Raw genomic sequence first — 25,927 nt, forward strand, 5'->3', positions numbered from 1 at the left:
AAGGCTGCCAGCAGAGGCAAGAGCACCAGCACCGACAGCCAGGGAAACTCAAGAGAATTGCTCATGACCGGGAATAAATACTCATGCTCGATATCTCAATGATATGAAGCTGTGTAAACAAATGGGAAGCGATATTTACAAAAAAATCTGCGCCATCGCGCAGATCTCGAGAAAGTTTCTCTGATGCCGATCCTCGAGGAGCCTCGAGGGATCCAGCAGGACAGCACTCCGCCAGGTGGATGGGCCACCCGAGTTGGCCAGAGAACCTTGTGGGGATCCCCCGGCAAGCGACTCCCCCGCTACCGGGGAAGTGGCCAGGATCTACTCGTCTTCGGCAAAGACAAAACGGTGCAGCTCGTCCAGGGTTGGCTCTGGGCTTTCCAGAGCAAAAAGAACCGCGTCCTCAATCACGGCGCTGACCTCCGCGTGGATGGCTTGGAAGTCTGCCTCGGTCATTAGGTTGTGCTCCAGGGCATAGCGTTCCAGTTGCTTGATGGGATCCCGCTGCCGCCAGAACTCTTTTTCCTCAGGACTGCGCAGCTCGTCAGGGTCGGCCAGAGAATGGCCCCGGAAACGATAGGTGATGCACTCCAGCAAGGTGGGGCCTTCTCCGGCACGGGCGCGGGCGATGGCCTGTTGGGCGGCCTCTCGCACTGCTAGCACATCCATCCCATCCACCTGGTAGCCGGGCATGCCAAAAGCCGGGCCTTTGCGGTAAATATCGGTGTCGGAAGTGGCGCGTTCATGGGCCATGCCAATAGCCCAGAAGTTATTTTCCACCACATAGACGATGGGCAACTTCCAGAGGGCGGCCATGTTGAGGCACTCGTAAAACTGGCCGTTGTTGCAGGCTCCATCCCCAAAGAAGCAGGCGGTTACCTGGTCAGTGCCCCGGTATTTGGCAGAAAAAGCAGCCCCCGTCGCCACCGGGATCCCTTCGGCCACAAAGGCATAGCCCCCCAAGAAATTGTGCTCCGCCGAGAAGAGGTGCATGGAACCACCCCGACCCTTGCTGCAGCCGGTGGCCTTGCCGAATAACTCTGCCATGACCGCCCGCGGCGGGATCCCGGTGCTGAGGGCATGCACATGATCGCGGTAGGTGCTGCACACGTAGTCGGTGGGCTTGAGCGCCTTGATCACCCCCGTAGAGACGGCCTCCTGGCCGTTGTACAGATGCACAAAGCCGAACATCTTGCCCTTGTAGTACATTTCGGCGCACTTGTCTTCAAACAGGCGGCCCAGCACCATGTCTTCATAAAGAAGACGAGCCTCTTCGGCAGAAATGCGAGCAGTCGTGGAGCGCGAAGTGAGTTCTTGAACCATGCTGCGGTGCAACGAATCAGAGGTATCTTAGGCGGTCAGCAGTGAGCTTTGCGGTTTGCCCATTATCTCATGCTCCAGTCTGTCTGCCACCTTACCTGGAAATCCCATCCTGCAGGGCCGAAAGCGGTTGTTTCGAGGCCAAGGGAGTTAAACTGAAAGGCTAGGGCAAGAGGCGTTTCCATTGCAGCAGCCGCATCAGGACTCCGTCCCGCAAACGCGAATCTTGAACACCAGAGGGGGGGTTTCTTCTGCTCTCGGCTTGGACGTCGATCTGCTGGAGCCGGGGGCAAGAGGTATTTGGCCAGCCAACGTGACGGGGTGCGCCCATGGGAGCCCGTTGGGTTAGCGGTTTTGCGGCGGTGTTGTTTGCGTTGGCGGTCACCCTGCTAGGGGGCTGGTATTTTACTGCAGCCATTGGGCTAATCATTTTTTTGGCCCAGTTGGAGTTTTTTCGCTTGGTGCAAGCCAAAGGCAATGCGCCGGCCATGCGCACCACCATGTTTTCCAGCCAGGTGCTGGTGATTTTGCAGCAGGTGAGGCCGGAGTGGACCAGCCCTGCCTTTATCGTGGCGGGATCCATCATCTGTTTTTATTTGCTCTTTAAGCCCAAGGTGGCCACCATTGCCGATATTGCCACCTCAATTTTGGGACTGTTTTACTGTGCTCTGCTGCCCAGTTTTTGGATTCGGGTCAGGGCTTTGTCTTTATCCAAGGGCATTGGCGAAGGGCTATGGATTACGCTGCTGGCCATTGGCTGCGTGATCGCCGCAGATGTAGGGGCCTACCTGTGTGGTCGGGCCTTTGGGCGCACCAAGCTCTCCATCCTCAGCCCGAAAAAGACGGTGGAAGGGGCGGTAGCCGGGATTGCCGCCAGCATGACCCTTGCGGTGGTTGGAGCCTATTACCTGGGCTGGCCGTGGAGCTGGTTGAGTGGGGGCATTCTGGGGTTTTTGATTGGGTTAACCAGCCTGCTGGGAGATCTCACAGAATCTCTGATGAAACGGGATGCAGGGGTGAAAGATTCCGGGGATCTAATCCCGGGCCACGGTGGCATCTTGGATCGGGGAGACAGCTATGTGTTCACCGCGCCACTGGTGTTTTACTTCATGGAATGGCTCAACGCTTACTCTGGGCTCTAGAGCCATCTCGTAAGCCTGCCAAAACCCAAGAACGCACACCAGTTACAAGTGGAGGAGTCCTCAATTCAAAATGGCTTGGCACTGGGGAGCCTCTAAAAACTCGTCCGGCGAAATGAGGTATCCTGGAGGCGCAGTCACAGGCACGAACCCCTCCAAGTTCAACTCGGTTTCGTCGTAAACCACCAGTTGGCTGATACTGAAAGTGTGATGTTTGTCTACCTCTACCTCGAGAATGCGGGCTTTTCGCTGGATAATCTGGGGGGTTTCTACTTCTAGTTCAGAAGGGGTTGAGGGGCTATCTAGGCCAAAGATGAGCTCTCCACTTCGACCGACGAGAATTGCCTCCAGGCTACCGGGCTTTCCTGCACCTACAAAGCAAAAAGAGTAGTCAGAGTGCGGGGTAAAATACAGCCCTATCAGGGGTAGTAGAGGCGGCCAGGATTGTTCATCCGGATGAAGGCGAGCACTGAAGCAAGCTTCATAACCTGCCAGAGAGCCTGGTTCAAAAGGCTCCCCACGACAAAGTAGGATGTCTCTCTCTGATCTCTTCCAGGCCTGTTGCGCCAAGGCAGGGATCCCAGGGGATAGAGCCATCAGAGCCATCAGGACCGTTGCCGTCAATGATCTGGACATAACGCCGTACCCAAAGCTGAGGATGGTAGTACCCTAGCTCGAAATCCCTCTCTAGCCGTGTGATTAGGGTCAAGACCGATGGGCCACTCTACCCCGAAGGGCAAAGGGTTGAACTGCTACTCTATAAAAGTGATTCATCAAAGTGATTCATCCTTCTCAGCCGTTGGCCTATCCTCCCTATGACTGCTGCAATTTCCTCCGCCAACCTGCCCAGCCAGTACAACCCCTTCGAGACCGAGCCGAAGTGGCAGCGCTTTTGGGAGGAGAAGGGCTTTTACGTGGCGGATCCCAAGGCACCAGGAGAGGCTTTTAGCATGGTGCTGCCCCCTCCCAATGTGACGGGCAACCTGCACATGGGCCATGCTTTTGCCTTTACCCTGCCGGATGTGGTGACGCGCTACAAGCGCATGCGCGGCTACAACGTGCTCTGGCTCCCCGGCACAGACCATGCCAGCATCGCCGTGCACACCATTTTGGAAAATCAGCTTCGTCAGGAAGGCAAAACTCGCTTTGATCTGGGCCGCGAGGCTTTTCTGGAGCGAGCTTGGGCTTGGAAGGAGCAGTCGCAGGGAGCCATCAAGAGCCAGTTGCGGCGGCTGGGCCTATCCCTAGACTGGACGCGGGATCGCTTTACCCTCGACGAGGGGTTGAGCCGGGCGGTAACCGAGGCATTTGTGCGGCTGTACGAGGCGGGCCTGATTTACCGGGGGGAATATCTGGTGAACTGGTGCCCGGCCACCCAGTCGGCGGTGTCAGACATTGAGCTAGACGACAAAGAGGTCAAGGGCCACCTGTGGCATTTTCGCTATCCCTTGGCCGAGGATCCCAGCCAGTATCTGGTGGTGGCCACCACTCGGCCCGAGACCATGCTGGGGGATACGGCGGTGGCGGTGAACCCCCAAGACGAGCGCTATTGCCATCTCATCGGCCAGTTCATTCGCCTGCCGATTAAAAATCGCCTCATCCCCATCATTGCGGATGAGTATGTGGATCCCTCCTTTGGCTCCGGGTGTGTGAAAATTACCCCGGCCCACGACCCCAACGACTTTGAAATCGGCAAACGGCACCAATTGCCCTTCATCAACATCCTCAATAAAGACGGCACCCTCAACGAAAACGGGGATCCTTTCACCGGCCTAGATCGCTTTGTGGCCCGAGAAAAGGTGGTGCAGTGGTTTGCCGAACATGGCCTGCTGGAGAAGGTGGAGGACTACACCCACACCGTTCCCCACAGCGACCGCGGCGGCGTGCCCATCGAGCCTTTGCTTTCCATTCAGTGGTTTTGCGATGTCTCGGGGATGGGGGCTCGCTGTTTGGAAGAGGAATACCAACGAAATAGCCCCCGCTTTATCCCTGAGCGCTGGACCAAAGTCTACACGGGCTGGCTGTAAAAGCTGCGCCCCTGGTGCATTTCTCGCGACAACTGTGGTGGGGCACCAGATCCCAGCTTGGTATCCAGTCCTCAATGGCCAGCTTCTCGAGGATCCCCAAGCTTTTGTGGTGGCCCGCAACGGCGAGGAAGCGCTGCTCAAGGCACGGGAAAAGTTTGGCCCAGAAGTTGAGAGGGTAGAGCAGGATCCGGATGTGTTGGATACCTGGTTTAGCTCTGCCCTGTGGCCCTTTTCAACCCTGGGCTGGCCGGAAGAGACCGAGGATTTCAAACGCTACTATCCCAACTCCCTGATGTCCACGGGCTTTGACATCATTTTCTTCTGGGTGGCCCGCATGGCCATGATGGGATCCCAATTTACCGGCCAGATCCCCTTCAAAGATGTGTACATCAATGGCCTGGTGCGGGATGAGCACGGCGCCAAAATGTCCAAGACCAAGGGGAATGGTATCGATCCCCTGGAGCTGCTGGACAAATACGGCACCGACGCCCTGCGCTATGCCCTGGTCAAGGAGGTGGTGGGGGCAGGGCAAGACATCCGCCTGGCCTATGACCGCAAGACCGGCGAGAGCGCCAGCGTAGAGGCCGCCCGCAACTTTGCCAATAAGATCTGGAACGCCTCCCGCTTTGTGTTGATGAACTTGGAGGGGCAAACCCCTGCCCAACTGGGATCCCCTGCCCCCGAAGCGCTGGAGCTGGCCGATCGCTGGATCCTGTCGCGGCTGCACTCCACGGCCACCCAAGTTATCGCCGAGCTGGAAGCCTATGGCCTGGGCGAGGGGGCGCGCCTGCTCTACTCTCTCATTTGGGATGACTTTTGCGACTGGTACATCGAGCTGGTCAAGCCCCGGCTGCGGGGAGAAGACCTGGCTTCCAAACGCGCAGCGCAGCAGGTGCTGGCCACCGTTTTGGAAACCATTCTCAAGCTGCTGCACCCCTGGATGCCCCACATCACCGAGGAGATCTGGCAGCTGCTCACCCAGGCCAACCAAACCACCTCTATCTCCGTGCAGCCCTATCCCACCCCAGATCCCAGTTGGATCGACCCTCAACTGGAGCGGGAGTTTGGCTTGGTGATCCAAACCATTACCAGCCTGCGCAACCTGCGGGCAGAAGCCGGCCTCAAGCCCCAGCAGGCCGTCACCGCCCTCCTGGTTACCGACGATCCCACCCAGCAGCAAATTCTCAGGGCTGCCCAAGCCTACATCCGGGATCTAGCTAAGGCTGAGGCTTTGGAGATTACGGGATCCCTGGCCACGGAGCCCAAACAGGTGGCGGCTGCAGTGGTGGGCACGGTGCAGGTGCTGATGCCCTTGGCAGGACTGGTGGATGTGGAAGCGCTGCGGGCCAAACTGCAAAAAGACCTGGCCAAACTGGAAAAAGAGGCCCAAGGGATCCGCACTCGCCTGGAAAACCCTAACTTCTTGAGCCGCGCCAACTCTGACGTGGTGCAGGCTAGCCGCAAGCAACTGGCGGAGCTGGAGGCCCAGATGCAGCTTTTGCAAGCCCGCATGGAAAAGTTGGGCTAGAGCAGTGGGGAGCGCTCTCCTTGGCGGCTCTTGCCCTGGGCAGCCGACTTTCGTAGCCTCGAGCTTAATGGCACCGGCTATTTTTGCGAAATTGCAGTGGCCATTCCCCATCTCTGTGTTACGATAAGGCTTAGCTCGAGATAAATGTCGGTTGTAGCGTTCGGTTCTTCCGGTCTGGACGGGTTTTCACGTTTTGTATTGGCAGACGGCTCTCCGAATATCTCGCTTGTTCCTCTCTCTTTCGGAGATCGTCGATGTCGATTTATGTAGGTAACCTTTCCTTTAAGGTGACGGAAGCGGAATTGACCGCTGTGTTTGCCGAGTACGGTTCTGTGAAGCGGGTGCAGATCCCCACCGACCGCGAGACGGGCCGCATCCGCGGCTTTGGGTTTGTGGAAATGAGCTCTGAGGCCGAAGAGCAGGCTGCCATTGCCGCTCTGGATGGCGCGGAATGGATGGGCCGCGACCTCAAGGTCAACAAGGCTCGCCCGCGGGAAGAACGCCCCACCTCCGGTTTCCGCTCTGGTAACGGCGGCGAGCGGCGGCGCAACTTCCAATCTCGCTATTAACTCGCTATTAAAACGTCAACCCCTCACCCCCGGCCCCTCTCCCAGAGGGAGAGGGGGGTTGGGGATCGAGACAACGAGCGTTTTCTTGCAACTAAGCCGGCGGTTTGTCCGGCCAGGGCTCTGTCAGGTCAACGGCTAGGGGATCCCAGTCCCAGCCCCAGTCGCGGGCAATGGCCTGGGTGAGGCCCAACTGGCCAGCGCCCGGGTAGCGGGCCAGGGCCAACAGGAGATCCACCAGTTGCTCGCCAGTGGGGGTGCGGCCAAAAATGTGCAGCCCATCCCGGATCTGGGATTCTTTGAGCTCGCAGAGGTAGCCATCGAGGCGGCCCCAGTCTTCCTCTTTCTCCAGGTTGAACTGCCAGTCCAGCTGCTCTCGGCGAACCAGCTCTTGGATCTGGGCGCGAATCAGGGGGCAGCGGCCCGGATCCATCTGCTGGGCCTCGTAGTACTCGTCCATCAACCGCTCCAACTCTGCCAAGGGGCCGTAGAGCTCGGCGCGGGTCAGGGGCGGGGTGAGGTGGTCGAGGATCACCGCTTGGGCCCGCCGCTTGGCCTGGGATCCTTCGCCGGGGTCGTTGACGATGAAAGGATAGAAGTGGGGCAGAGGCCCTAGGGCAATTTCTGGGTAGCAGGTGGCGGAAAGGGCGGATCCCTTGCCGGGCAGCCACTCCAGGTTGCCGTGCTTGCCCACATGCACCACCGCGTGGACGCCGAACACCTGGCGCAGCCACAGGTAAAAGGCCAGGTACTCGTGGGGTGGCACCAGATCCGGAGCGTGGTAGTTCAAAGAGGGATCCCGGTCGTAGCCCCGCGGCGGCTGGATCCCGACAAAAACGTGCTCCAACTGCAGGCCGACAATGGGGATGTCGTGGGCAGGCGGATCCCCCCACTGCCGCAGCAGATCGCCTTGGACAGCGGCAGGCAACTGGGCAAACCACTCCCGATAGAGGGCAGCCGGCAGCACCTGCCGCGCCGGGCGTAGGGATCCCAGCGGATCATAGGTTTGGCCCTGGGTTAGCCAGCGGATGAGCTCATCTCCGCTCTGGGGCAGTGGACAGGCGCGGTAGCCGGCTTGCGCCAGGGCTTTGAGGATCTCGACGCAGCTTGCCGGTGTATCCAACCCTACCCCATTGGCCAGCCGCCCATCCCGGCTGGGGTAGTTGGCCAAAATCAAGGCCAGACGGCGCTGCTCGGCAGGGGTGCGCCGCAGCTTTACCCAGTTGGCCGCCAGCTCGGCCACAAACGCCACCCGATCCGGCACGGCCTCATAGGCCATGATCTCCGTCTGCAGGCGGGGATCCCACTGTTGAACCGTCTTGAACGAGATGGCCCGGCTGAGGATGCGCCCGTCCACCTCTGGCAGCACCACGTTCATGGCCAGATCCCGCGCCCCCAAGCCTCGCGTGGCGTTCTCCCAGCGCTCCCGCGACCCGCTGCTCAAGACCACCTGCACAACCGGCACATCCAGCTCCTGCCAAAGGCGAACATCGGGCTGCTCGCTCTCCAGCCGAGCGAGGGAAAAACTGGTGGTGTTCAACAAAAGTTCAATTTGGCCGCCGAAGTGCTCCCGCATGGCCTGGGGCAAGTCCGGCTCCTGCAGGCTGTAGGTATAAAGACACAGCGGCTGCAACCCCCGCTCCTGCAGGGCTTCGGCCAGGGCATCTATGGGCTGCGTATTCCCCGCCAAAACATGGGCCCGGTAGAGCAGGATCCCTACCTTGGGGGCGTGGGGATCCCTGGGCAGGGGGGGATGGTAGATCCCCAGGCGGGGCAGCACCTGCGGCTCCGGCACGGCGTACTCCTGCCCCAGGAACTCCCTGGCCAAGAGTTTCAAGCAGGCCGCCACATTGGCCGCCCCCCCTTCCAGCCAGTACTGCCACACCCGGTCTGCCACCGCTAGGGGCACGGTGGAGTGGCTGACCAAATCCCAGTCGGGGCGGTCATCCCCAGGGATCACAATCAGGGTGGATCCCGCTGCTGCCGCTACCTCTTTGGCCACCTCCAGGCCATAGCTCCAGTAGGCCCTTCCCCCCAAAAGGCGAAGGAGCACCACCTGGGCCCGCCGCAACACTTTCTCGGCGTAGTCGTCGATGCTCAGGGGCTGTTGCAACTGCAGCAAATTGGCCGCCCGCACCGCTGGAAAATCAGCCGGCAGCAGCCGCATCGCCGCGCTCAAGGCCGTCAGATCCGTGTCGGCTGCCGACAGGACAACGATGGGGGCCGGATCCTGCTCCAGGAAAACGACCCCGCCTTGCGAAGGATCCCATCCCCCTGGCAAAGCGGCTATCCGATGCATAGAGCCAGCGCCAAGCGCTCCGCCAGTAACTTCTCCTCAGCGTACACCTCAGCTTAGCGACCGTACTTAAGCACAAAAGCAGCCTGCCCGCCGGCGCTGGTCTGGCCGGGGAAAGTTCCCTGGTTGACACTCCCACCCAGGGGATTCTTACGCAGCCCAAAATGGACTCGCGAAGGCGCTGTCAAGACGCCCCTAGACAGTCCTTTGAGGCATAACCTCAAAGTTCTGCTTACTTCGGACTTAAGTTCCTCCAGGTTAGTTATTGCCGCGCGGGTTTTGCACCGCAGTAGGTTGTTTTCCTGGAGAAGCTCTGTACTAACTATAACAAAGAAGCAACTAAAGTTGCTCAAGGGCTTTTCCGCCCCGCACTCAAGTACGGGGCTACCAAGCTATCCTCTTGTGTACTTGCGCAAGAAAACATCGCTGCTCCCCGCCGAGCTTTGGCCAAAAAAGTTTCCCTCGGTTACCCCTGCCACCCAAACATTTCCCTGGGCATCAATCGCGATGGCGCGGGCTTCGTCAGAGGAAGGGGTGCCCAACTGGCGCAGCCAAGGGCCGCGACCACACCCAAAACCTAAGCCGACACAAGCTAAGCCGCCCAGAACTGCTCTAGCCAGTGCCTGTCTCCTGCTCATAGGCCCTCTTTTCCGAGCTACTCCCCGTTTCATTCCCTCCCACACCCCTGTCTGGTCGAGGGCAATCAAATCCTCCGCTGGAATATCCCTGACTTCTTGACTATAAGCTAGTCGTTCTCTTTGCACCTCTTCTTCTTGGTCTCTCGCACTGCGGTAAGTCTTTTTTTAGAGTCATTCCTTGCTTTTTCAAGAGATTGTGTATCGTGACGGTACTCACATCAATCGCTAAGCCCTCCCGCAAGAGTTCTTGATACTGCCACAGGTAGAAGTCTGGTTGTTCCGCAATAATTGCCATCACTTTCTTGAGAATCTTCCCTCAAAGCGATCCCCGCCCGGAAGGGCTAGGAAGAGCTGAAAATCCTCTTCCCTACCATTGTGGGGGGTAGCTGTCATTAGCAAGAAATGGCGCGTTAGCTGGGAGAGCAACTTACCTAGCTTATAGCGCTTGGTTTCCTTGACTTCTCCGCCGAAAAAAGAGGCCGAGAGCTTGTGAGCCTCATTGACAGCAATCAAATCCCAATCTGTTGCCTTCAGCTTTTCTTGCAGCGCCTCATCTCGGCTCAGTTTATCCAGCCGGGCAATCAGCAAAGGGATCTCTTGAAACAAATTTCCCGTTCGCGCAGCTTCAATCCGCTGCAGCACTAGGCTGCCAGGACAGACAATGAGACAACGGTGCAGATTGCCGCGAATCAAGAGCCCCGCCATAACTCTCTTGCCGGCGCCGGGATCTTCAGCCAGCAAAAAGCGCAGCGGCTGCCGCGTCAGCATTTTTTCATAGACGGCGCTAATCTGGTAGGGCAGAGGTTCCGCCAGGGAGGTATGAACTGGAAGTAGGGGATTGAAAAGTGGGCTAGACGAATTCGTTAGGCTTCGGAAACCAGCGGGAACAGAGCCTCATCTCCCTTGAAGTTCCAGAAAAATCCCTCGGCTACAACTTCTGGGGCCGTCTCTTTGTCCCGAAACACTCCCCCGACTAAAGTAGGGGGATTCCTACGCAGTCCACAAGCGGACTCATCAAGTCGTTGTCAAGACGCCCCTACACAGTTCTCTAGGGCAAAGCCCTAAGGTTCTGCTTACTTCGCTGAGCAACGCCCCCACCCCAGGCACTGGAAGGAAGAAAGCCGGGATCGCCTACAGAGATAGGCCCAGCTTCAGTCCCAGCAAAGCATGGGCGAAGAGCACGCAGAGGATGAGGCTGCCTAAGTAGGCATGGGTGGTGCGCAGGGCCTCGCGGTTGCCCCCAAAGCCACTTAGGGACAGGGCACCGTTGGCTGCCAACAGCAGCAACACCAGGGATCCCGTCCAAAAATGGGGGCTGCTCAGCAGGGGCTGGCCCTGCATGACCAAGGAGAGAAGGCCGCCGGTGTAGCCTAGGGCAATGAAGGTGGCCATCCAAGGGGCCAGCTTGCGGTGATCCCAAAGCGGCTTTTGGGCCGATTCCGGCAGGGATCCCTCGGCTGCTAGGCGCAAGACCCGCCCCCGCCAGCCGGTCAGGCCGACAAAGCTGCCCATGACCACTACCACAATGCCCATCATCAAAGGATGTCCCCATTGCACGATTGGCTGGGGCAGGTTGAAGCCGGCAAAAAACTGGGCCACCGGCTGCAAGGCAGCCGTCAACCTCTCCGAAGTTGCCGACAGATCGGGCAGAGCCACACTCAGCATAGGGATCCCTCCACCTTCGGGACAACTACAACTTCTTAACAAATCTACAACAAACCCACTTTCGATGACAGATGCCGGCGGGAAGCTTCAGGGGGTGCAGCCGCAACGGTAAAATGTCTAGCGGTGAAGCCGTGGTCGGCCACAGATCTTCGGCTGCCGCCTGCTGATGAGCAAAACGGAGTTATTCACATGGCCAAGTTGTTGTTGGGGGATCAGTCCTTTGAAGTTGAGCTGCTGACGGATGTGCCCACCAATTGGCCTGGAATTAAAGTCATGTCCAAGGGCGCCAAACTGGATATCCCAGCAGGAACAGTGGTGAGGGTGGAGTCGGAAGATGACCATGTAACCGGCTCTTACAAGGTGGTTTATCGTCTGGCTCCCGCCTATCCTCGCAGTTGGCGGCTGCTTCTGGAGCGGGAGAGTGCCGCTGCACCGCAAGCGGAAGCGGCTCCGGCGACCAAACCTGCTCAGGTTGCCCCTTCGGCAGCCTCGTCCCTGCCCAACAGCGACAAGATCTTCACCATCAAGGTAGCCGGTCTGGTGGGAGGGGGCGTGCGCAAAAGCGTTGTCGAGTACAAAGTGCCCTTCAGCCGCCTTTCTCAAGAAGTAAAGCGGATTACCCAAAGGGGGGGCAAGATCGTCAGCATTACGGAGTCCAATTTGTTGAGCAACCTCGACTAACTTGCCTGGAAGGCATCTGGGGCGGTGGGCTTTGGCTCTGCTGCCACTTCTATGGGCTGGGGTGCTACCTGGGCGAGGAAAGGGATCCCTGGGCGTTTTGGAGGGAACCACGGGCAAGGGCTTCCCTATCCCCAACCAAGAGATGGGGGTGGTAGGCTGACGTTGGTTTTGCCGGTGAGGAGGAGGACATGACGTCTCGACAGCCGCCGACGCGCCGGGGCGGCCATCCAGTTCCTAGGGCAAAAAGGGGATCCCCCTTCCTGGGCCGAAGTCTTTCTAGCTCTGCGCAGCGACCGCCAACCCAGTTGCGCTTCCGGCTGCTCCGCTTCTTGGCTTTGTTGACCACAGTGCTGGGATTTGGGACGGGAGCCCTGGTGGCCTGGGCCACTGCCCATCCTGGTTGGGTGAGCCGCCTGTCGGGGCTGCTGCCACCCCCAGCCGAGTTGCCAGCGCCTCGGGCCGAGGCCAAGGCAGCCCGACAGCGCCCGCCCCTCCCCCAACAGCCGCAACTGCAGCGGGATCCCTTTGCGTTGGATCCCTTGGCCAGCCTCTCCTACGTGCCCGCCATCATGTATCACGATGTGGTGGCCGGCCGCAAAGAGGTTTGGTTTGACACCACGGCGGCGGAGCTGCGACAGCACTTTGAAGCCATCAAGCAGGCGGGGCTGATTCCCATCCACATCGACCAGCTTTACAAACACCTGCGAGATGGGGATCCCTTGCCGGAAAAGGCCATTTTGCTCACCTTTGACGACGCCTACCTTGGGCTTTACGAAAACGCCTACCCGCTTTTGAAGGAGTACAACTACCCCGCCACCTACTTTGTGCAGACCGGCTTTGTCGGCGTGCCCACCAGCAAAGATCACTTCACCTGGGATCAGATGCGGGAGATGGATGCCAGCGGGTTGATCGACTTTGCTGCCCACACCGTCAACCATCCCCCTGACCTACGGGTGCTAGACGATGCCCGCCTGCGGCGAGAGGTGTTTGACTGCAAGACCAAGCTGGAAGAGGAGCTGGGCCACCCCATCCACTACTTCGCCTATCCGGAAGGCAATCGGGACGAGCGGGTAAAGCAATACCTGGCCGAGGCGGGTTACTGGATGGCCTTTACGATGGATCCCGGCTTTACGGGACAGTCGCCCAACTTGCTGGAGGTACGGCGCTTTAACCAGTTTCGCATCACCGAGGCCATCATCGGCGCCCGCACCTTCACCCTCAGCCGCAGCCTCGACTACTGGCTGGATGTGACGCAGCCTCTGGCCCCGACCGATGAGGTCATTGACGGGGTGAGGATCCTCACCATCCGCGGCGGACGGGCAGCCACAGTGCACGCAGAACGGCGCTACGAAGTCAGGACGTTGGCCCAGCGCTACCAGGCCGATGCCGGCATCAATGGCAGCTTCTTCTCCATTCCCTGGATCAACTCCGCCAGCAACGTCATGGTGGGACCGGTGATGGCCGCCAACCACAAGACCTTCATCCCCGGTCGCCCCGAAGATGACAAGGTGCTGCGCGGTCGCCCCCTGGTGCTGCTGGGCAGGGATCGCCTCCGCTTTGTGCCCTTTGATCCCGACACGATGACTCAGCTCGACAACCTTCGCCAGCTCATGCCGGATGTCACGGACCTGTTTGTGGCGGGCTTGTGGCTGGTCAAGGATGGCCGGGCCCTTTCGCCAGCGGAGATTGACTCGTTTCGCCTCTCTAGCGCCGCCGAGTTCCGACCCCGCGCCTTTTTTGGGGTGGACGACCAGGATCAGGTGGTAATCGGAGTTACCAAAACCCACGTCAACGCCGCCATCCTGGCTAGCCTATTGCCCAAAATCGGGATCCGCGAGGCGGTGCTGCTCGACTCTGGCTTTAGCACTTCGTTGGTTTACCGAGGAGAAATTCTGGCCACTGGCCATGCCGGCCCCAACCAGCCCAGCCGCCCGGTGCCCCATGCCATTTTGCTCTACGACCTAACCCGTTTGTGGAGGGAGGATCCCCAGCAGCAGGCAAGCGCCAACTCTCCCGGCAGCCGGCTGGAGGGGCTGGTGCAGTTGCTCCCCAGCGGCGACCAGGAAGTGGCCAAGGCGCAGCTGGAGAGCATCCTGGCCGGCCAGCGCACCCTCAAGCGGGGGGAGCGGGGCCCGGCCGTGGTGGCGGTGCAACTGGGCTTAAGCCGCCTGGCCGCTCAGCAGGGACGGCTGGATCTGCTCCCCTCTGGCCCCGATGGGGTGTATGGCAATGAGGTGGCCCAGGCAGTGGCAGAGTTGCTGTTGACCGATCGCGTCAGCGGGACGGAGTCCTTAGCTGGGGGCGGTGAGACGGGATCCCCGCAAACAACCCCCACTCCCCTGGTGGCGGGAACGGCAACCCTGTCCCGATCGCGTCCGTGGGACGGAGTCCTTAGGGTGGATGCCATCGATGCTCAACTGCTGCAACGCTTACTGGAGCGGGTTAATCTCGCCCCAGCCTCTGTGTTGGTGGATACCCGTCTGGAGCGGCCAACTTGGCCTCTGGAGCGCAAGCCGACCCGGAAGCTGCTGCCGAGAGCGGCTCTGGATTGACATACTCCCCACAGCCATAGCTGCAAAGAGTTGGTGAGCGCAGCGATTTAACCTCAAGCTGAGGCCAAAGCCAGGCTAGGCCCCCCTGGTTTGCAGGGTGAAGTTTCTCCCGGCAGAAGCCAGGCTGGTCGCGACTGTTGCGCGTGAAAGTGGCCGAGCGGGGTTGGGATCTGGGGGGAGTGAGAGATATCCTTTCTGGGGCGAGTTCTGCTATCCTGCTTTCAGGAATCTTTAACCTTTCTGATTTTCTGCCGCCTTTGATGGTTGTTGCTTCGGCCTCTCTTGCTTCAGCAAATCTGCCCCGCACTCTTCTGCCGGCGGAGATCGCCCATCTAGACAACCTCAGCTACAACGAACAGGGTTTGATCCCGGCCATCGTGCAGGACTACCTGGACGGGACGGTGCTGATGATGGCCTGGATGAACCGCGAGTCGCTGCAGAAGACTCTGGAAACGGGCCGCACCTGGTTCTGGAGCCGCTCCCGCCAGGCGCTGTGGCCCAAGGGGGAAACTTCTGGCCACGTGCAGTGGGTCAAGCAAATCCGCTACGACTGCGACAGCGACGCGCTGGTTATCTTGGTGGAGCAGGTGGGAGAGGCGGCCTGCCACACAGGGGCGCGAAGCTGCTTCTTCCGCACTCTCCCCGAGAAGGAAGGGGATCCCATTCCGGCAGCCGATACCCTGTCGCAGGTGTTTGCCGTGGTCAAGGCCCGCCAGGCGGATCCCCGGCCCGATTCCTACACCAGCAGCCTGCTGGCCAAGGGAGACAACGCCATCCTGAAAAAACTCGGCGAGGAGACGGCTGAAGTGGTGATGGCGGCAAAAGAGGGAGACAAGGCGGCCCTGGCCCGCGAGGTGGCGGATCTCTGGTACCACTGCCTCGTGGCTCTTGCTCATCATCAGGTGGATATTCGGGATGTCTATCGCCAGCTCCAAGCCCGCCGTTCCCCTCAGTGAAGGTGCTCTGTCCGAGGAGGGGGAGCTGCCTTTGGAGGAGATGGAGCAACCCCCCGCCAAGACCTACCTAGATTTACAGGCTGCGCGACGGGGCCAGGTGGATCTGGAAACCGACCGGGAGACTTTGGCCCGTTACCTGCGCGGCCATGGCCAGTGGATCCAGCGCTGCTTCCGGCCACTCCAGGTGGAGCCCCTCTCTGCCGAAATCTATAGGCTGCAGTTTTTCCGCATGGGCGGGCTGGGGTTTGAGCTGGAGCCCAGCTTTGGGGTGAAGATCTGGCCAGAGGAAGATTACCTGTTTCGGCTGACTTCCATTGAGCTGCCGGGGGATGCCGCCCTGCCCTACTGGGTGGATTGTCGGGCCAGCTTCCGGCTGGAAGAACTACCGGGATCCCTGGCCACCACCCGCGTCCACTGGGATCTCCAGCTGAATATCCGGCTGCATTTGCCCAAGTTTTTGCAGGTTCTGCCGCGCAAGTTGGTTCAGAAAGTGGGCAGCCAGGTGGTGCAGCAGGTTACCCGCGGCCTCAGCGATCGCTTTACCCACAATGTCTGCAGCGATTTCTATGGCTCCATTGGCCGTTCCCATCACCCCTATCGCTTGGTTGCGGTGGAAGATGGGGCGTGATATGGTAAGGGGCACATGTGTTGCGGGCAGGCTGCTTGGTCCTTCCCGGCAACGGGCGATGGGGTTCGCCGCAACCGCCTCAGGCAGATCCTAGGGATAAAGTTTCTCTAAGACTTAGAGCTGGGGCTGATGACTCCTACTCTTCTGGGCAGATCCAGGGGGTGGGAGTCTTTGATGTTGAGTTCTCACCCCGCAGAAACGCGAACGGCTTTTTCTCCCTGGGCTGCCCTTCAACACGCGGACGGCGAGGAGAGAGGTTTTGTTGATGCTGGGCAGTTGGCTGTGGATCTTGGGGATGGGCTTTTTTGTCGGCCAGATCCTGGGCCGGCTGGGAATGCCGCCGCTAGTGGGGATGATCCTGGTCGGGATCCTGTTGCAAGAGGTCTTGTCCCCAGAGCTGTTGGCGGCAGCCGGGGATCTGCGCTTGGTGGCCGTCACGATTATCCTGATGAAGGCCGGGCTGGGGCTGGATCGGGAAAAGCTGGCCCAGCAGGGATCCGTGGCGCTGCGGCTGGGGTTTTTGCCGGCAGCCTGTGAGGCGCTGGCGGTGGCGCTCTTGAGCCGCTGGATCCTGGGGTTGGACTGGGCGACGGGGCTGCTTTTGGGCTGTGTAATCGGGGCGGAGTCGCCGGCGGTGATCGTGCCGGGGATGTTGCGCCTCAAGAGCTTGGGCTGGGGGGTGGCCAAAGGGATCCCGGACGCCATTTTGACCGGCAGCGCCCTTTCCGACGTGCTGCTGCTGTTGGGCTTTAGCCTGTTGCTGAGCTTTTTGGGGCAGGGATCTCCAGAGGGCCTTCGCCTGTTCGGCCTGGAGCTGTCGCCGCTGCAGTGGCTGCCGTTCCAGGTGGGGATGGAGATCCTGCTGGGGGTGGCCATCGGCTACCTGGGGGCGCGGCTTTTGGTGGCGCTCCTGGTGCAGCAGAACTGGACGCGCAACAGCACGCAAGAGGTGTTGCTGGCAGCCTGCCTGGCGCTGGGCCTGGTGTTGGCGTCGCAGGTGTGGCCCTATTTTTCCGGCTACCCGGCGGTGATGGCCCTGGGGTTTTTTCTCGTCCAACTGGATGGGCCGCTGGCGCGGCGGCTGCGGCTTGGGTTCGACGCCCTCTGGACGGTGGCGGAGATCGTGCTGTTTGTCCTGCTGGGGGCCTCTTTGGATCTGCAGGTACTGGGATCCCTGCTCTTGCCCGGCTTGCTGCTTTTGACCCTGAGCCTGCTGTTGGGCCGGGGCCTGGGCTGGTGGCTTTCCACGGTAGGGAGCAACTGGAACTGGCGGGAGCGGCTCTTTTTGCTGCCGGGCAACATGGCCAAGGCCACGGTGCAGGCGGCCATCGGCGGCATCCCCTTGGCCCAAGGGATCCCTGGCGGAGAGACCATCCTGGCCATAGCGGCCTTGTCGATTCTGGCCACAGCACCCCTAGGGGCTTGGCTGACCCAGGTCTTTGCCCCTCGCCTGCTGGAAAAAGGGGAGGTGGATCCCACCAAGGTGGGCAGCCAGGGCAAGGTGAGCTTCTTGGCAGCCGTCGATACTTCTCCCTTGGCCGAGTCAGTGCTGCGCAAGGCAGCGGATCTGGCGCGGCGGCTGGACGGGGAAGTGATTGTGCTCCATGTTACCGACGAGCCGCAGGGGAAGAGAGTAGAACAGTTGCGGCAGCTGGCCCAGCGCCTCTTGGCCGACATTCGCCACGAATTTTGCCTGGCCTCCGGGCCTTTGGCAGAGACCATCGTGGGCCTAGCCCAGGAGCGTCAGGTTACTGATATAGTCATGGGCAAGCGGGGCCAGCGCGGCTGGGAGCAAGTATTGCTGGGATCCACTTCGCAAGCGGTGTTGGAGACCAGCCCCATCCCGGTGATTTTGGTGGAAGAAGAGGAGTTCGGGAAAGCCAGAATTGACACTCCCACCGCCTAAAGGCGGGGGATTCTTACGCAGTCCACAAAAGAACCCGTAACGGCGTTGTCAAAGCGCCTCTAGACAGTTCCTTCACGCAAAGCCCCAAGGTTCTGCTGACTTTCTTAAGTAGGTTGGTGGCAGCATTCGCCTCAGCCTAGAGGGTCTCCACCCGTCGGGTTTTTCACCATAATTAGGTAGCTCATCTCCATCTAGGAAGCTCGCCTGCGAACTGTACGCCTCCTCCGCCTCGATAAACTCAATGCCATAGTGCTGACATAATTCCGCAATACGCTCCTTTAACCAACCTGTTGGAATTAAAACAAAGTTTTGGTTATTGACCTTCCCTAAACCGCATTCTTGCTTTTGTTCTTTGTTCCAACCAAAGATGATTCTCCCAATCGAGTGGTGCAAACAGAAGTCAATGACCTTGCGCGCAGCTTTGTGAATTGCATCTCGCATCCTCCGGCTTCTTTTTTCCGTAATTCGCTCAAGTTTCTGCGACCAAAACCCCTGCGGCTTGTCAGTCTTAAGCCTAGCCACCTCCTTGTTGTACCACTGGTTAAAGGATTTGACTTTGCGTCCGTCAATGATGAAGCTATGCCCTAAGTTGCTAACGCACGTAAGCCAGTTGTTTACTCCGTGGTCAATTGCTAAAGCTTTTCTCGGATCCAGCGATTGAGGTCGAGCAGGCTTGGCATAGACCCACTTCAGCTACAGACTTGCAGGTCTGTTGCGCGGCGGAAACATACATTGCGATGAAGTGCTTGCTTTGGGTTCTCACCATCTCAGCGCAAAGCTCACCATAGCTTGCCCATCGCTTCGTTTTGAAATAGACTTGTCTCGCATAGTACAAAGCACAGTTGCTTATTAGACTGTTGACACACTAATAGGGGGACTAGCTCTCTGTTCCTGACTCGAACCTGCTGACAGCCGTACTCCATCATTGTTGGCAAGCGGCATGACAACCGCAGTCTGACATGGGCAAGCGATAGTGCGAGAGGAAAGTCAACGGTACAATCACTACAACCATGGTGTGGGGCTAGCGGTTGTTTATCTTATTTTTTGGCTAAAGAGAAGGAAAGAGGTCTTGGTAGGAGAAGTCAGGAAGAGGTTGTTTGAGCTATGAAACTATATCAACGACCCCCATCATGGGTAAGCGACTAAAGTGGCTAGCGGGCTTTTCCGCCCCGCACTCAAGTGCGGGGCTACCAAGCTATCCTTTTGTGTGGCTCGGCAAGCCCTAGGGGAAGTGGTGGAGCCTGTCTAGGCGAATCTAAGTCAGGTTTGAACTGGGGATCTGGTGGGGGGCAGGCACCGGACTGAGAAGCGCCCACCGTTGGGCAAAGGCTTAGCCAACAAGCTGGCAGAGGGTCTCTTGTCTTTCTCGGTCTTGTTCGGCCAGCTCCTGAATGGCCCGTTGGTACACCTGGGCGGGTGTGGATCCCTGGTCGACCTGCTTCAGCCAGCGCTGGGCCTCGTTGCCCTGTTGGAGCAGAGTTTGCAGGGGAGCCAAAAAGCAGCCCAGGCCCTGGGGTTGGCCGAGGCGCCACGCTTCGGTCAGCAGCTCTTCAATCCACTCCTGGGCCACCCGTTCTCGGCCCGTGCGCCAATCGACCAGACGGGCTCGCAAGGACTCGCGAGCAGCGGCCTGCTCGTTGGCCTCGCAAAGGCTCTCCAGCTCCGTCGGTGTCAAAGGCCCCCGCAAGGGATCCAGCGCTTCTGGCTGGGCCAGCAACTGCCAGAGACGGGCCTCTACCAAGGCAGTGATGGCCAGGGTCATCACCGGATCTGCCACCAGGTCGCAGATGCGCAGCTCCACCCGGTTGAGATGGTAGGGCCGCTCTGGGCCGTTGGGCCGCACAGAGGCCCAGAGGTGGCGCACATTCTGCATCGTGCCCAGGGCCAGTTGCTCCCGCATCCAGGCGATGTAATGGGCGTGATCCCGGAAGAAGGGCACCTGGGCCGGCGTTTTGGGAAACACCTGCCAACGGCTGGAATGGTAGCCTGTCACCTGGCCGTCCAGAAACGGAGAAGAAGCGCTCAGGGCCAAGTACAGGGGAGCTTCCGCCCGCAGCAAACGGCAGGCAAGAAAAATGGCCTCGCTATCCGGCAGGCCAACATTGATGTGGATGCTGGCAGTTACCACCCGCGTGCCGTAGGTGCGCTCGATGTAGTCGTGGTAGGGGTTGTCCGGATCCGAGCGCTCAAAGTGGTCGCTGCCGCCCAAAGCCAGCGTGCTCCCCGGCAACAGGGTGTAGGGGCCAAGGCGGCGCAAAAATTGCCGCAGTTGCAGCCGAGGCCGCAGCAGGGCACAGAGCAGATCCTCGTAGCGGCGAAGGGGCGGAGTGATGTACTCGACGTTGCGCCGATCTGGTTCTCGCACAAACCCCGGCAAAGCCTGGCAGATGCGATCCGACAACCCCACCACTTCTCCGGCGGCGGTGCCGGTGTACATCTCTACCTCAAAGCCCTTGGTCAACAGCACAGGCCAGCCTCCAGCCGCAGCCTCCTCAGTCTAACCTCTACCCATTTTCCCAGGGTTGTGTAGGAAAGGGTTTCTCGCACTACCGTACAATGTCGGCAACGCTTGAAGACGATCGTGGGGAAGGGGCGGCGTGCGGGATCCCATCTACATTCTGGGAGCAGGGCCGGCGGGCATGGCGGCTGCCTACCGCTTGACCCAACTGGGCTTCCCTGTGGTGGTAGTGGAACGGGAAGACAGGGTTGGGGGCTTGGCCAAAAGCATTTGCTACCGGGGGTTCATTCTCGACTATGGCCCGCACCGCTTTTTTACCAAGATCCCAGCGGTGCTGGAGCTGTGGAACCAGGTTTTGGGATCCGAACAAGTGACTGTCCGGCGGCTTACCCGCATCTACTACCGCAAGCACTATTTTCAGTACCCCATTCAAGCCTGGGAAGTCCTGCGCAAAGTTGGCTGGTGGGAAAGCCTGCTCATTGTTCTTTCCTACCTCTGGGCCCAACTTATCCCGCACCCAGCTCCCCAGAACTTTGCCGACTGGGTCAAGGGAAAATTTGGCGCTCGACTCTTTCAGATTTTCTTTGAAGGCTATACAGAAAAGCTTTGGGGGATCCCTTGCACCGAGATCAGTGCTGATTGGGCTGCCCAGCGCATCAAAGGTCTCAGTCTTGGAGAGGCCATACGAAAAGCATTGGGGTGGAATCGAGGTTTGGTGAAATCTCTAATCGATCAGTTTCAGTTTCCTCGGCTGGGATCCGGCCAGCTCTACGAAAAAATGCAGGAGTTTTTGCTGGCCGAAGGTCAAAAAGTTTGGCTAAATACAGAGGTCATTGCCCTTAGGCATGAGGGATCCCGGATTGTCAAGCTGCAATTGCGCAATCTTCAGGATGGAAGTGAAACATGGGTCTCCCCCTCCCACGTCATCTCCTCGATCCCTCTGACAGTTTTGGTGCAGAGCCTACAGGAGTTGCCTCCTCCAGAGGTACTGCAGGCAGCCCGCAACCTCAAGTTTCGCAACACCGTTTTGGTTTATCTGATTGTGGAGGGATCCCAGCTTTTCCCCGATAACTGGCTGTATATCAATGAACCAACAGTACAAGTTGGTCGGGTAACCAATTTTGCCAATTGGTCGCCGGCTATGCTCCCCAACCGAGAACAAACCCCCTTGTGCTGTGAGTATTGGTGCAACTTTGAGGATCCCTTGTGGCAAGCCCCTGAGGAGGAATTGCTGGCTTTGGCTGAGAGGGAGCTGCGCCAAATTGGCCTGCTCCAGGATCAGAAGATCTGCGGTGGCTTTGTGGTGCGCCTGCCCCGCACCTATCCCATCTACGCCGGCAGCTACAAAGAAGACTTGGCCATTTTGCGAAGGTACCTCGGCCAGTTTGAAAACTTGCAACTGGTGGGCCGCTATGGCTCGTTTAAGTACAACAACCAGGATCACAGCCTGCTGATGGGCCTGCTGGCTGCTGAGAACATTCTCCAACCCGGCAGCCACGATCTCTGGCAGGTGAACTCCGATGACGATTACCAAGAGGAGATTAAAGTGCCATCCCCACCCGCAAAGGTGCGACAATGAGCTTCCCTCCTAGCCACCTCTTGCAGCACAGCCGGCAGCATCTGGTCTCTTTTGCCGTCCAAGTTTTGCTTCCCGCTGTGGCTTTGACGCTGCTGCAGATTTTCTTGATCTCCTTTTGGAGCCAGGAGGATGACTATGCTTCCATCTTCAAGAGTTTAACCCAGCGCGATAGCTACTGGTACCTGAGCATTGTGCGGCGGGGCTATCAGTTTGTGGGCTTTGACAAGATCGCCTACGAGCAGAGCAATGTGGCTTTCTTTCCGGGCTATCCTCTGGCGGTGGCCATCATGAGCCGCCTGTTAGGAGTTGAGCCGGAGCTGGGGCTTTATCTTACTGCCCAGCTCTTTTGCTGGCTGATGTGGATTTACCTTTTCCTGCTTTACCGCCGCTGGCAGATCCCCACTCTTTGGCAGGTTTTGGCAAGTCTAATAATCTTGGTTTATCCTAGTAGCTTCTACTTGGTAGTAGGTTACAGCGAGTCTCTGTTCGTAGCCAGCCTGCTAGGTTTTTTCTACTGGTCAATGGACTTGAACTCTCTCCGGGCGGCACTTTTGGCTGGGGCCCACGGCTTGGCGATGAGTGCCACTCGCATTGTGGGCCTGCCGGTGGCGTTGCTTCCTCTGCTGCGCCTGGGGGAGGGATCCCGCCGTTGGTTTTGGACGGCAGGCGCCGTTGTTTTGGCCTTGTTGGGGGGGCTGAGTTTTTTCCTCTACTGTCAGCTCCGCTTCGGTCGCTGGGATCTCTACATGGAGATGCAGCGCTACTTTACCGGCGTCCAGGCCAATTACCAAGCCCTTTTCCAGGCTCATACCTATGTTCTTTCCCCTGAGCGATGGCAGGTCTTGCTCTCTCCTTCTGCACCGCTGCAGGATCCTGGCCTGTGGTCTGATGCTCTCAGCCAACTGTTTGTGTCTGTTACGCTGGGATCCCTAGTTGTTACAGGCTTGCTGGATGGTTTGAGTGTCGTGGCCGGTAAGAGCCGGCGCTGGCAGGAGCGGCTGGGGTTTCACCTAGCTGCCTGGGCTATGTTCTACATCGCTGTAGCCGGCATGAGTCCCCTAGGCCAGCGAAGCATGATTCGCTACTGCCTACCGGTTCACCTCGTGCAAGTGCTGGCCCTCCTGCACTGGGCCAAGCACACAGATTTCGGCTTCCTTCCCCTGTGGGCGCGCCCCCACCTAAGCAGAGTTCTCAAGCTGGGCTATGGGCTTCTGGGCCTGATCTTCCTCGTCCTCAACCAGATCTTGACCTGGCGCTACGTCCACCATCTCTGGGTGGCTTGACCCTGCTTTCTTGAGGATAGGATGTGAGGGATCCCGACTTCTCACCGACTGAGAGCTGTGGCGTTTTCCTCTCCCCACAAGTGGCCTCGGCAGAAATCGTCCCTGCGAGTGGCTCAGCCCATCGAGCCCACCAAAATTTACCCCTGCCCCTGTTGCCACCAAGGTCAGTTGCGCCTGATTACCCTGACTGAGGCTTTTGGCTGCAGCCGTTGCCAGCATATTTTCGCCATCACCCCCGACCGTTTGCACATTGAGCAACTGGCCGTCTCCTACCCCTACCGTAAAATCTGGTTCTGGAACGGCCATCAGTGGGTGTTGCACCGGCAAAGCACTTTCCAGGGATCTGCGCTCTTGGGCCTCACCCTCAGCCTGGGGGTTGCTTTGGCGGTGGGGTTTCTGGGCGTGTTGCTCTTCCCCAGCCAAGCCCAGTTGCTCAGTTGGTTCCTGATTCTTTGCCTGTTGCTGACGCTGTTGATGGTGACGGCGATCCTGCTGCTGCGGCGGCCTTGAGATGCTTGGGATCGTTGCCAGGGATCCCTAGTTTCAGCCCTTGTGGATCTAGCCATTTCTTGTTAGCAGTGGTCAGGAGCAGGTCTGTCGTCGGTCAGCCGGGCAGGAGGGAAGCGAGTGACCGATTTTGGTTCAGCCTTTGACCTCAGCACCACCCTGCGCCAGGTGCGCCGCTTGCTGCCTCAGCTCCAGCGCTTGAGCGGCGAAACCAAACGCCAGGCCCTGCTGGCTCTCTCGCGCCGTTTGCTGGAGCGCTCCGATCTGCTGTTGGAGGCCAATACCCTCGACCTGGAAAGCTGCCGCGAGCAAACCCTGCCGGAGTGGATCCTCAACGGCCTCAAGCTTACCCCCGAGCGCCTGCAGCGATCCGCCCAGTTGCTTGCTCTCCTGGCCCAACAGCCGGATCCCATCGGGAGCCTGGAGAGGGGGTGCCGTCAGGACAACGGGCTGTTTATTGGCCGCTACCGCGTCCCTTTGGGGCTGATCGCCTTGGTCTACGAGATCTACCCCGAGTTTGCCTTGAATGGCATTGGCATGTGTCTCAAGACGAGCAATGGCGTGATCTTGGCCGGCAGCGGCCCCATCCAGAAAACCCATCAGGCCCTGGTCAACCTGTTGGCAGAGACCGCCTACGAGCACGGGATCCCGGAAGGGGCCATTCAAACCCTCCCCGCCCAAGACCAAGCGACCGATCCCCAGGCCGATTCCCCACTGTTGCTGTTGTTGCAGCAAACCCGCTATGTGGATCTGGTGATCCCCTGCGGTCGCCCCGGCTGGGTGGAGTTCCTGTTGCAGGCCAGCAAAGTGCCGACTCTGGTCACGCATCTGGGGTACGGCCACATCTATGTGGATCGCACCGCTCCTTGGCCTTTGGTGAAGTCGGTTTTGTTGGATCCCTTGGCTCGCTATGGCCCAGAAGGGATCCCGATCTATCAGCCCCTCACCCTTTGGCTGCTGATCCACACCGATTGGGCCGCCCATCATCTGACCGCCCTGATTGAAGACTTGCTGGGTCAAGGGATCGATATACAGGCAGCAGCCCCCATTCTGGAGCGATTCCCCCAGCTTCAGCCGCTGGGGGAAGGCTTTGACTCCACAGAACGGCCTCATCTGCGCCTCCAGCCCGTTGCCGACCTGACGGAGGCGATCGCCTGGATCAACAAAAATGGCTGTCGTCAATCGGAGACGATCCTCACCGACAGCCAATCGGCAGCCCAGCGCTTTCTCCAGGAGGTGGATGCCGCCCTGATCCACATCAACACCTCTCCCCTCTCGGCAGGCCGGGGAGCCGGGATCCCCACCTTGGGAGCGTTTCGCGACCTGTCTTTGGGCATTTCCACCCAGCGGCTGCACGTGCGCGGGCCCATCGACCTGGAAGCCTTGACAACGGTGAAGGTAGTGGCTCAGGGTGACCTGTAGCAGGGGAAAGTTGGGATACCGAACTGCTGTTCTCCCCAAAAGCCAAGAGATGGCGTGAGACTAGAAAGGGAGGAATGCCGGCCCCGTCGTCCGACGTCCAACCCAGCCCAACAGACAGGGGGGAGAACTCCTTTGGGGATTGACCTGCGCAGTTACGTGTTTTTGGATCGGCTCCAGCCCCAGTACGCTGCTTATCTGGGCACGGTGGCCCAGGGCTTTTTGCCTCTGCCAGGGGATACTTCCCTCTGGGTCGAGATTTCCCCCGGCATCGAGATCAACCGCGTTATGGACATCGCCCTCAAAGCCACCTCGGTAAGGCCGGGGCTGCAGGTGGTGGAGCGCCTCTACGGCCTTTTGGAGGTACACTCCAGCAACCAGGGGGATACCCGCACTGCCGGTCGGGCCATCCTGGCGGCTTTGGGGGTGAGCGAAAAGGAGCGCCTCAGGCCGCGCATCATCTCCAGCCAGATCATTCGCAACATCGATCCCCACCAAACCCAGTTGATCAACCGTTTCCGCCGCGGCCAGATGCTCCTAGCCGGCCAAACCCTCTACATCCTGGAGGTGCAGCCGGCAGGCTATGCCCCCCTGGCCGCCAACGAGGCAGAAAAATCGGCCCGCATCAACATCCTCGAAGTGATGCCCTTTGGCAGCTTTGGCCGCGTCTACTTGGGCGGGGAAGAGCAAGATATTCTGGCTGCCTGTCGGGCTGCCGAGGAAAGCTTGGCGGCGATTTCTGGCCGGGATCCCCTACTATTGCCCGAGGAGGTGTAGCC

General features: G+C 59.3%; 19 protein-coding genes, 3 pseudogenes and 1 riboswitch. Of the genes and pseudogenes, 14 read left to right on the top strand and 8 right to left on the bottom strand.

Going from position 1 to position 25,927, the window contains the following annotated elements:
- Nucleotides 1–321: 321 nt before the first annotated feature.
- The gene (gene pdhA / locus NW846_RS07460) at nucleotides 322–1,323 is read right to left on the bottom strand and encodes a pyruvate dehydrogenase (acetyl-transferring) E1 component subunit alpha (protein ID WP_414329458.1); all 1,002 of its coding nucleotides are present in this window, start codon (nucleotides 1,321–1,323) and stop codon (nucleotides 322–324) included.
- Between the two features lie 326 nt (nucleotides 1,324–1,649).
- On the opposite strand from pdhA, the gene NW846_RS07465 reads away from it, so the two are divergent.
- The 3 genes and pseudogenes from NW846_RS07465 (at nucleotide 1,650) to NW846_RS07475 (ending at nucleotide 6,583) form a co-directional block, all read left to right on the top strand.
- Nucleotides 1,650–2,462 carry a phosphatidate cytidylyltransferase gene (locus tag NW846_RS07465; RefSeq protein WP_414409498.1) on the top strand — a complete coding sequence of 271 codons (813 nt, stop codon included), beginning with the start codon at nucleotides 1,650–1,652 and terminating at the stop codon, nucleotides 2,460–2,462.
- 812 nt (nucleotides 2,463–3,274) lie between these two features.
- Nucleotides 3,275–6,014, top strand: a pseudogene (locus NW846_RS07470) (valine--tRNA ligase).
- Between the two features lie 254 nt (nucleotides 6,015–6,268).
- Nucleotides 6,269–6,583 carry an RNA recognition motif domain-containing protein gene (locus NW846_RS07475; RefSeq protein ID WP_011429415.1) on the top strand — a complete coding sequence of 105 codons (315 nt, stop codon included), beginning with the start codon at nucleotides 6,269–6,271 and terminating at the stop codon, nucleotides 6,581–6,583.
- 91 nt (nucleotides 6,584–6,674) lie between these two features.
- Here the strand turns inward: NW846_RS07475 and cobN are convergent, their stop codons facing one another.
- The 5 genes and pseudogenes from cobN to NW846_RS07500 all read right to left on the bottom strand — a co-directional run bounded on the left by cobN (nucleotide 6,675) and on the right by NW846_RS07500 (nucleotide 11,179).
- Nucleotides 6,675–8,879 (bottom strand): cobaltochelatase subunit CobN, encoded by a 2,205-nt coding sequence (gene cobN, locus NW846_RS07480; protein WP_099812448.1) that lies wholly within the window; start codon nucleotides 8,877–8,879, stop codon nucleotides 6,675–6,677.
- Between the two features lie 389 nt (nucleotides 8,880–9,268).
- On the bottom strand, nucleotides 9,269–9,514 hold the full coding sequence (locus tag NW846_RS07485; RefSeq protein WP_071813496.1) for an SBBP repeat-containing protein: 246 nt from the start codon (nucleotides 9,512–9,514) through the stop codon (nucleotides 9,269–9,271).
- A gap of 12 nt (nucleotides 9,515–9,526) precedes the next feature.
- Nucleotides 9,527–9,818 (bottom strand): annotated as a pseudogene (locus NW846_RS07490) (IS630 family transposase); the annotation flags it as partial.
- On the bottom strand, nucleotides 9,809–10,282 hold the full coding sequence (locus NW846_RS07495; protein WP_414346979.1) for a DEAD/DEAH box helicase: 474 nt from the start codon (nucleotides 10,280–10,282) through the stop codon (nucleotides 9,809–9,811). The gene NW846_RS07495 and the pseudogene NW846_RS07490, both read right to left, overlap by 10 nt.
- A gap of 363 nt (nucleotides 10,283–10,645) precedes the next feature.
- Nucleotides 10,646–11,179 (bottom strand): DUF4079 domain-containing protein, encoded by a 534-nt coding sequence (locus tag NW846_RS07500; protein WP_011429413.1) that lies wholly within the window; start codon nucleotides 11,177–11,179, stop codon nucleotides 10,646–10,648.
- Between the two features lie 189 nt (nucleotides 11,180–11,368).
- Between NW846_RS07500 and NW846_RS07505 the strand changes: the two genes are divergently transcribed.
- From NW846_RS07505 to NW846_RS07525, 5 genes are all read left to right on the top strand, one after another.
- Complete coding sequence (locus NW846_RS07505) at nucleotides 11,369–11,860, top strand: phycobilisome linker polypeptide (protein ID WP_099812449.1); 492 nt, start codon at nucleotides 11,369–11,371, stop codon at nucleotides 11,858–11,860.
- 188 nt (nucleotides 11,861–12,048) lie between these two features.
- Nucleotides 12,049–14,412, top strand: a complete 2,364-nt coding sequence (locus NW846_RS07510; protein ID WP_414515667.1) for a polysaccharide deacetylase family protein — start codon at nucleotides 12,049–12,051, stop codon at nucleotides 14,410–14,412.
- A 260-nt stretch (nucleotides 14,413–14,672) separates the two neighbouring features.
- Complete coding sequence (gene hisIE, locus NW846_RS07515) at nucleotides 14,673–15,368, top strand: bifunctional phosphoribosyl-AMP cyclohydrolase/phosphoribosyl-ATP diphosphatase HisIE (RefSeq protein WP_414348347.1); 696 nt, start codon at nucleotides 14,673–14,675, stop codon at nucleotides 15,366–15,368.
- A complete protein-coding gene (locus NW846_RS07520) occupies nucleotides 15,328–15,996 on the top strand; it encodes a DUF1997 domain-containing protein (RefSeq protein ID WP_228375414.1) in 669 nt (222 codons plus the stop codon). Before hisIE ends, NW846_RS07520 begins: the two co-directional genes overlap by 41 nt.
- Nucleotides 15,997–16,041: 45 nt before the next feature.
- A riboswitch (Fluoride riboswitch) is annotated at nucleotides 16,042–16,142 on the top strand.
- Nucleotides 16,143–16,261: 119 nt separating this feature from the next.
- The gene (locus NW846_RS07525) at nucleotides 16,262–17,902 is read left to right on the top strand and encodes a cation:proton antiporter (protein WP_414348350.1); all 1,641 of its coding nucleotides are present in this window, start codon (nucleotides 16,262–16,264) and stop codon (nucleotides 17,900–17,902) included.
- Nucleotides 17,903–17,974: 72 nt separating this feature from the next.
- Here NW846_RS07525 and NW846_RS07530 read toward each other — a convergent pair whose 3' ends face one another.
- A complete protein-coding gene (locus tag NW846_RS07530) occupies nucleotides 17,975–18,595 on the bottom strand; it encodes an RNA-guided endonuclease TnpB family protein (RefSeq protein ID WP_414515686.1) in 621 nt (206 codons plus the stop codon).
- A 280-nt stretch (nucleotides 18,596–18,875) separates the two neighbouring features.
- Here NW846_RS07530 and NW846_RS07535 point away from each other — a divergent pair.
- Nucleotides 18,876–19,007, top strand: a pseudogene (locus tag NW846_RS07535) (IS200/IS605 family transposase); the annotation flags it as partial.
- 225 nt (nucleotides 19,008–19,232) lie between these two features.
- On the opposite strand, the gene gshA reads toward NW846_RS07535, so the two are convergent.
- The gene (gene gshA, locus NW846_RS07540; protein WP_041438083.1) at nucleotides 19,233–20,369 is read right to left on the bottom strand and encodes a glutamate--cysteine ligase; all 1,137 of its coding nucleotides are present in this window, start codon (nucleotides 20,367–20,369) and stop codon (nucleotides 19,233–19,235) included.
- Nucleotides 20,370–20,499: 130 nt separating this feature from the next.
- On the opposite strand from gshA, the gene NW846_RS07545 reads away from it, so the two are divergent.
- The 5 genes from NW846_RS07545 to NW846_RS07565 all read left to right on the top strand — a co-directional run bounded on the left by NW846_RS07545 (nucleotide 20,500) and on the right by NW846_RS07565 (nucleotide 25,925).
- The gene (locus tag NW846_RS07545) at nucleotides 20,500–21,939 is read left to right on the top strand and encodes an NAD(P)/FAD-dependent oxidoreductase (protein ID WP_414346851.1); all 1,440 of its coding nucleotides are present in this window, start codon (nucleotides 20,500–20,502) and stop codon (nucleotides 21,937–21,939) included.
- The gene (locus NW846_RS07550; RefSeq protein WP_414346852.1) at nucleotides 21,936–23,222 is read left to right on the top strand and encodes a hypothetical protein; all 1,287 of its coding nucleotides are present in this window, start codon (nucleotides 21,936–21,938) and stop codon (nucleotides 23,220–23,222) included. Before NW846_RS07545 ends, NW846_RS07550 begins: the two co-directional genes overlap by 4 nt.
- Before the next feature lie 57 nt (nucleotides 23,223–23,279).
- Nucleotides 23,280–23,732 carry a hypothetical protein gene (locus NW846_RS07555; RefSeq protein ID WP_011429404.1) on the top strand — a complete coding sequence of 151 codons (453 nt, stop codon included), beginning with the start codon at nucleotides 23,280–23,282 and terminating at the stop codon, nucleotides 23,730–23,732.
- Nucleotides 23,733–23,849: 117 nt separating this feature from the next.
- Entirely contained in the window at nucleotides 23,850–25,151 is a 1,302-nt protein-coding gene (locus NW846_RS07560) for a gamma-glutamyl-phosphate reductase (protein ID WP_011429403.1), read from the top strand.
- A 132-nt stretch (nucleotides 25,152–25,283) separates the two neighbouring features.
- Nucleotides 25,284–25,925, top strand: coding sequence for a hypothetical protein (locus tag NW846_RS07565; protein ID WP_011429402.1), 642 nt, complete (start codon nucleotides 25,284–25,286; stop codon nucleotides 25,923–25,925).
- The last annotated feature ends 2 nt before the right edge of the window (nucleotides 25,926–25,927 follow it).

Source organism: Synechococcus sp. W60.3 (assembly GCF_047502615.1).
Classification (GTDB): Bacteria; Cyanobacteriota; Cyanobacteriia; order Thermostichales; family Thermostichaceae; genus Thermostichus.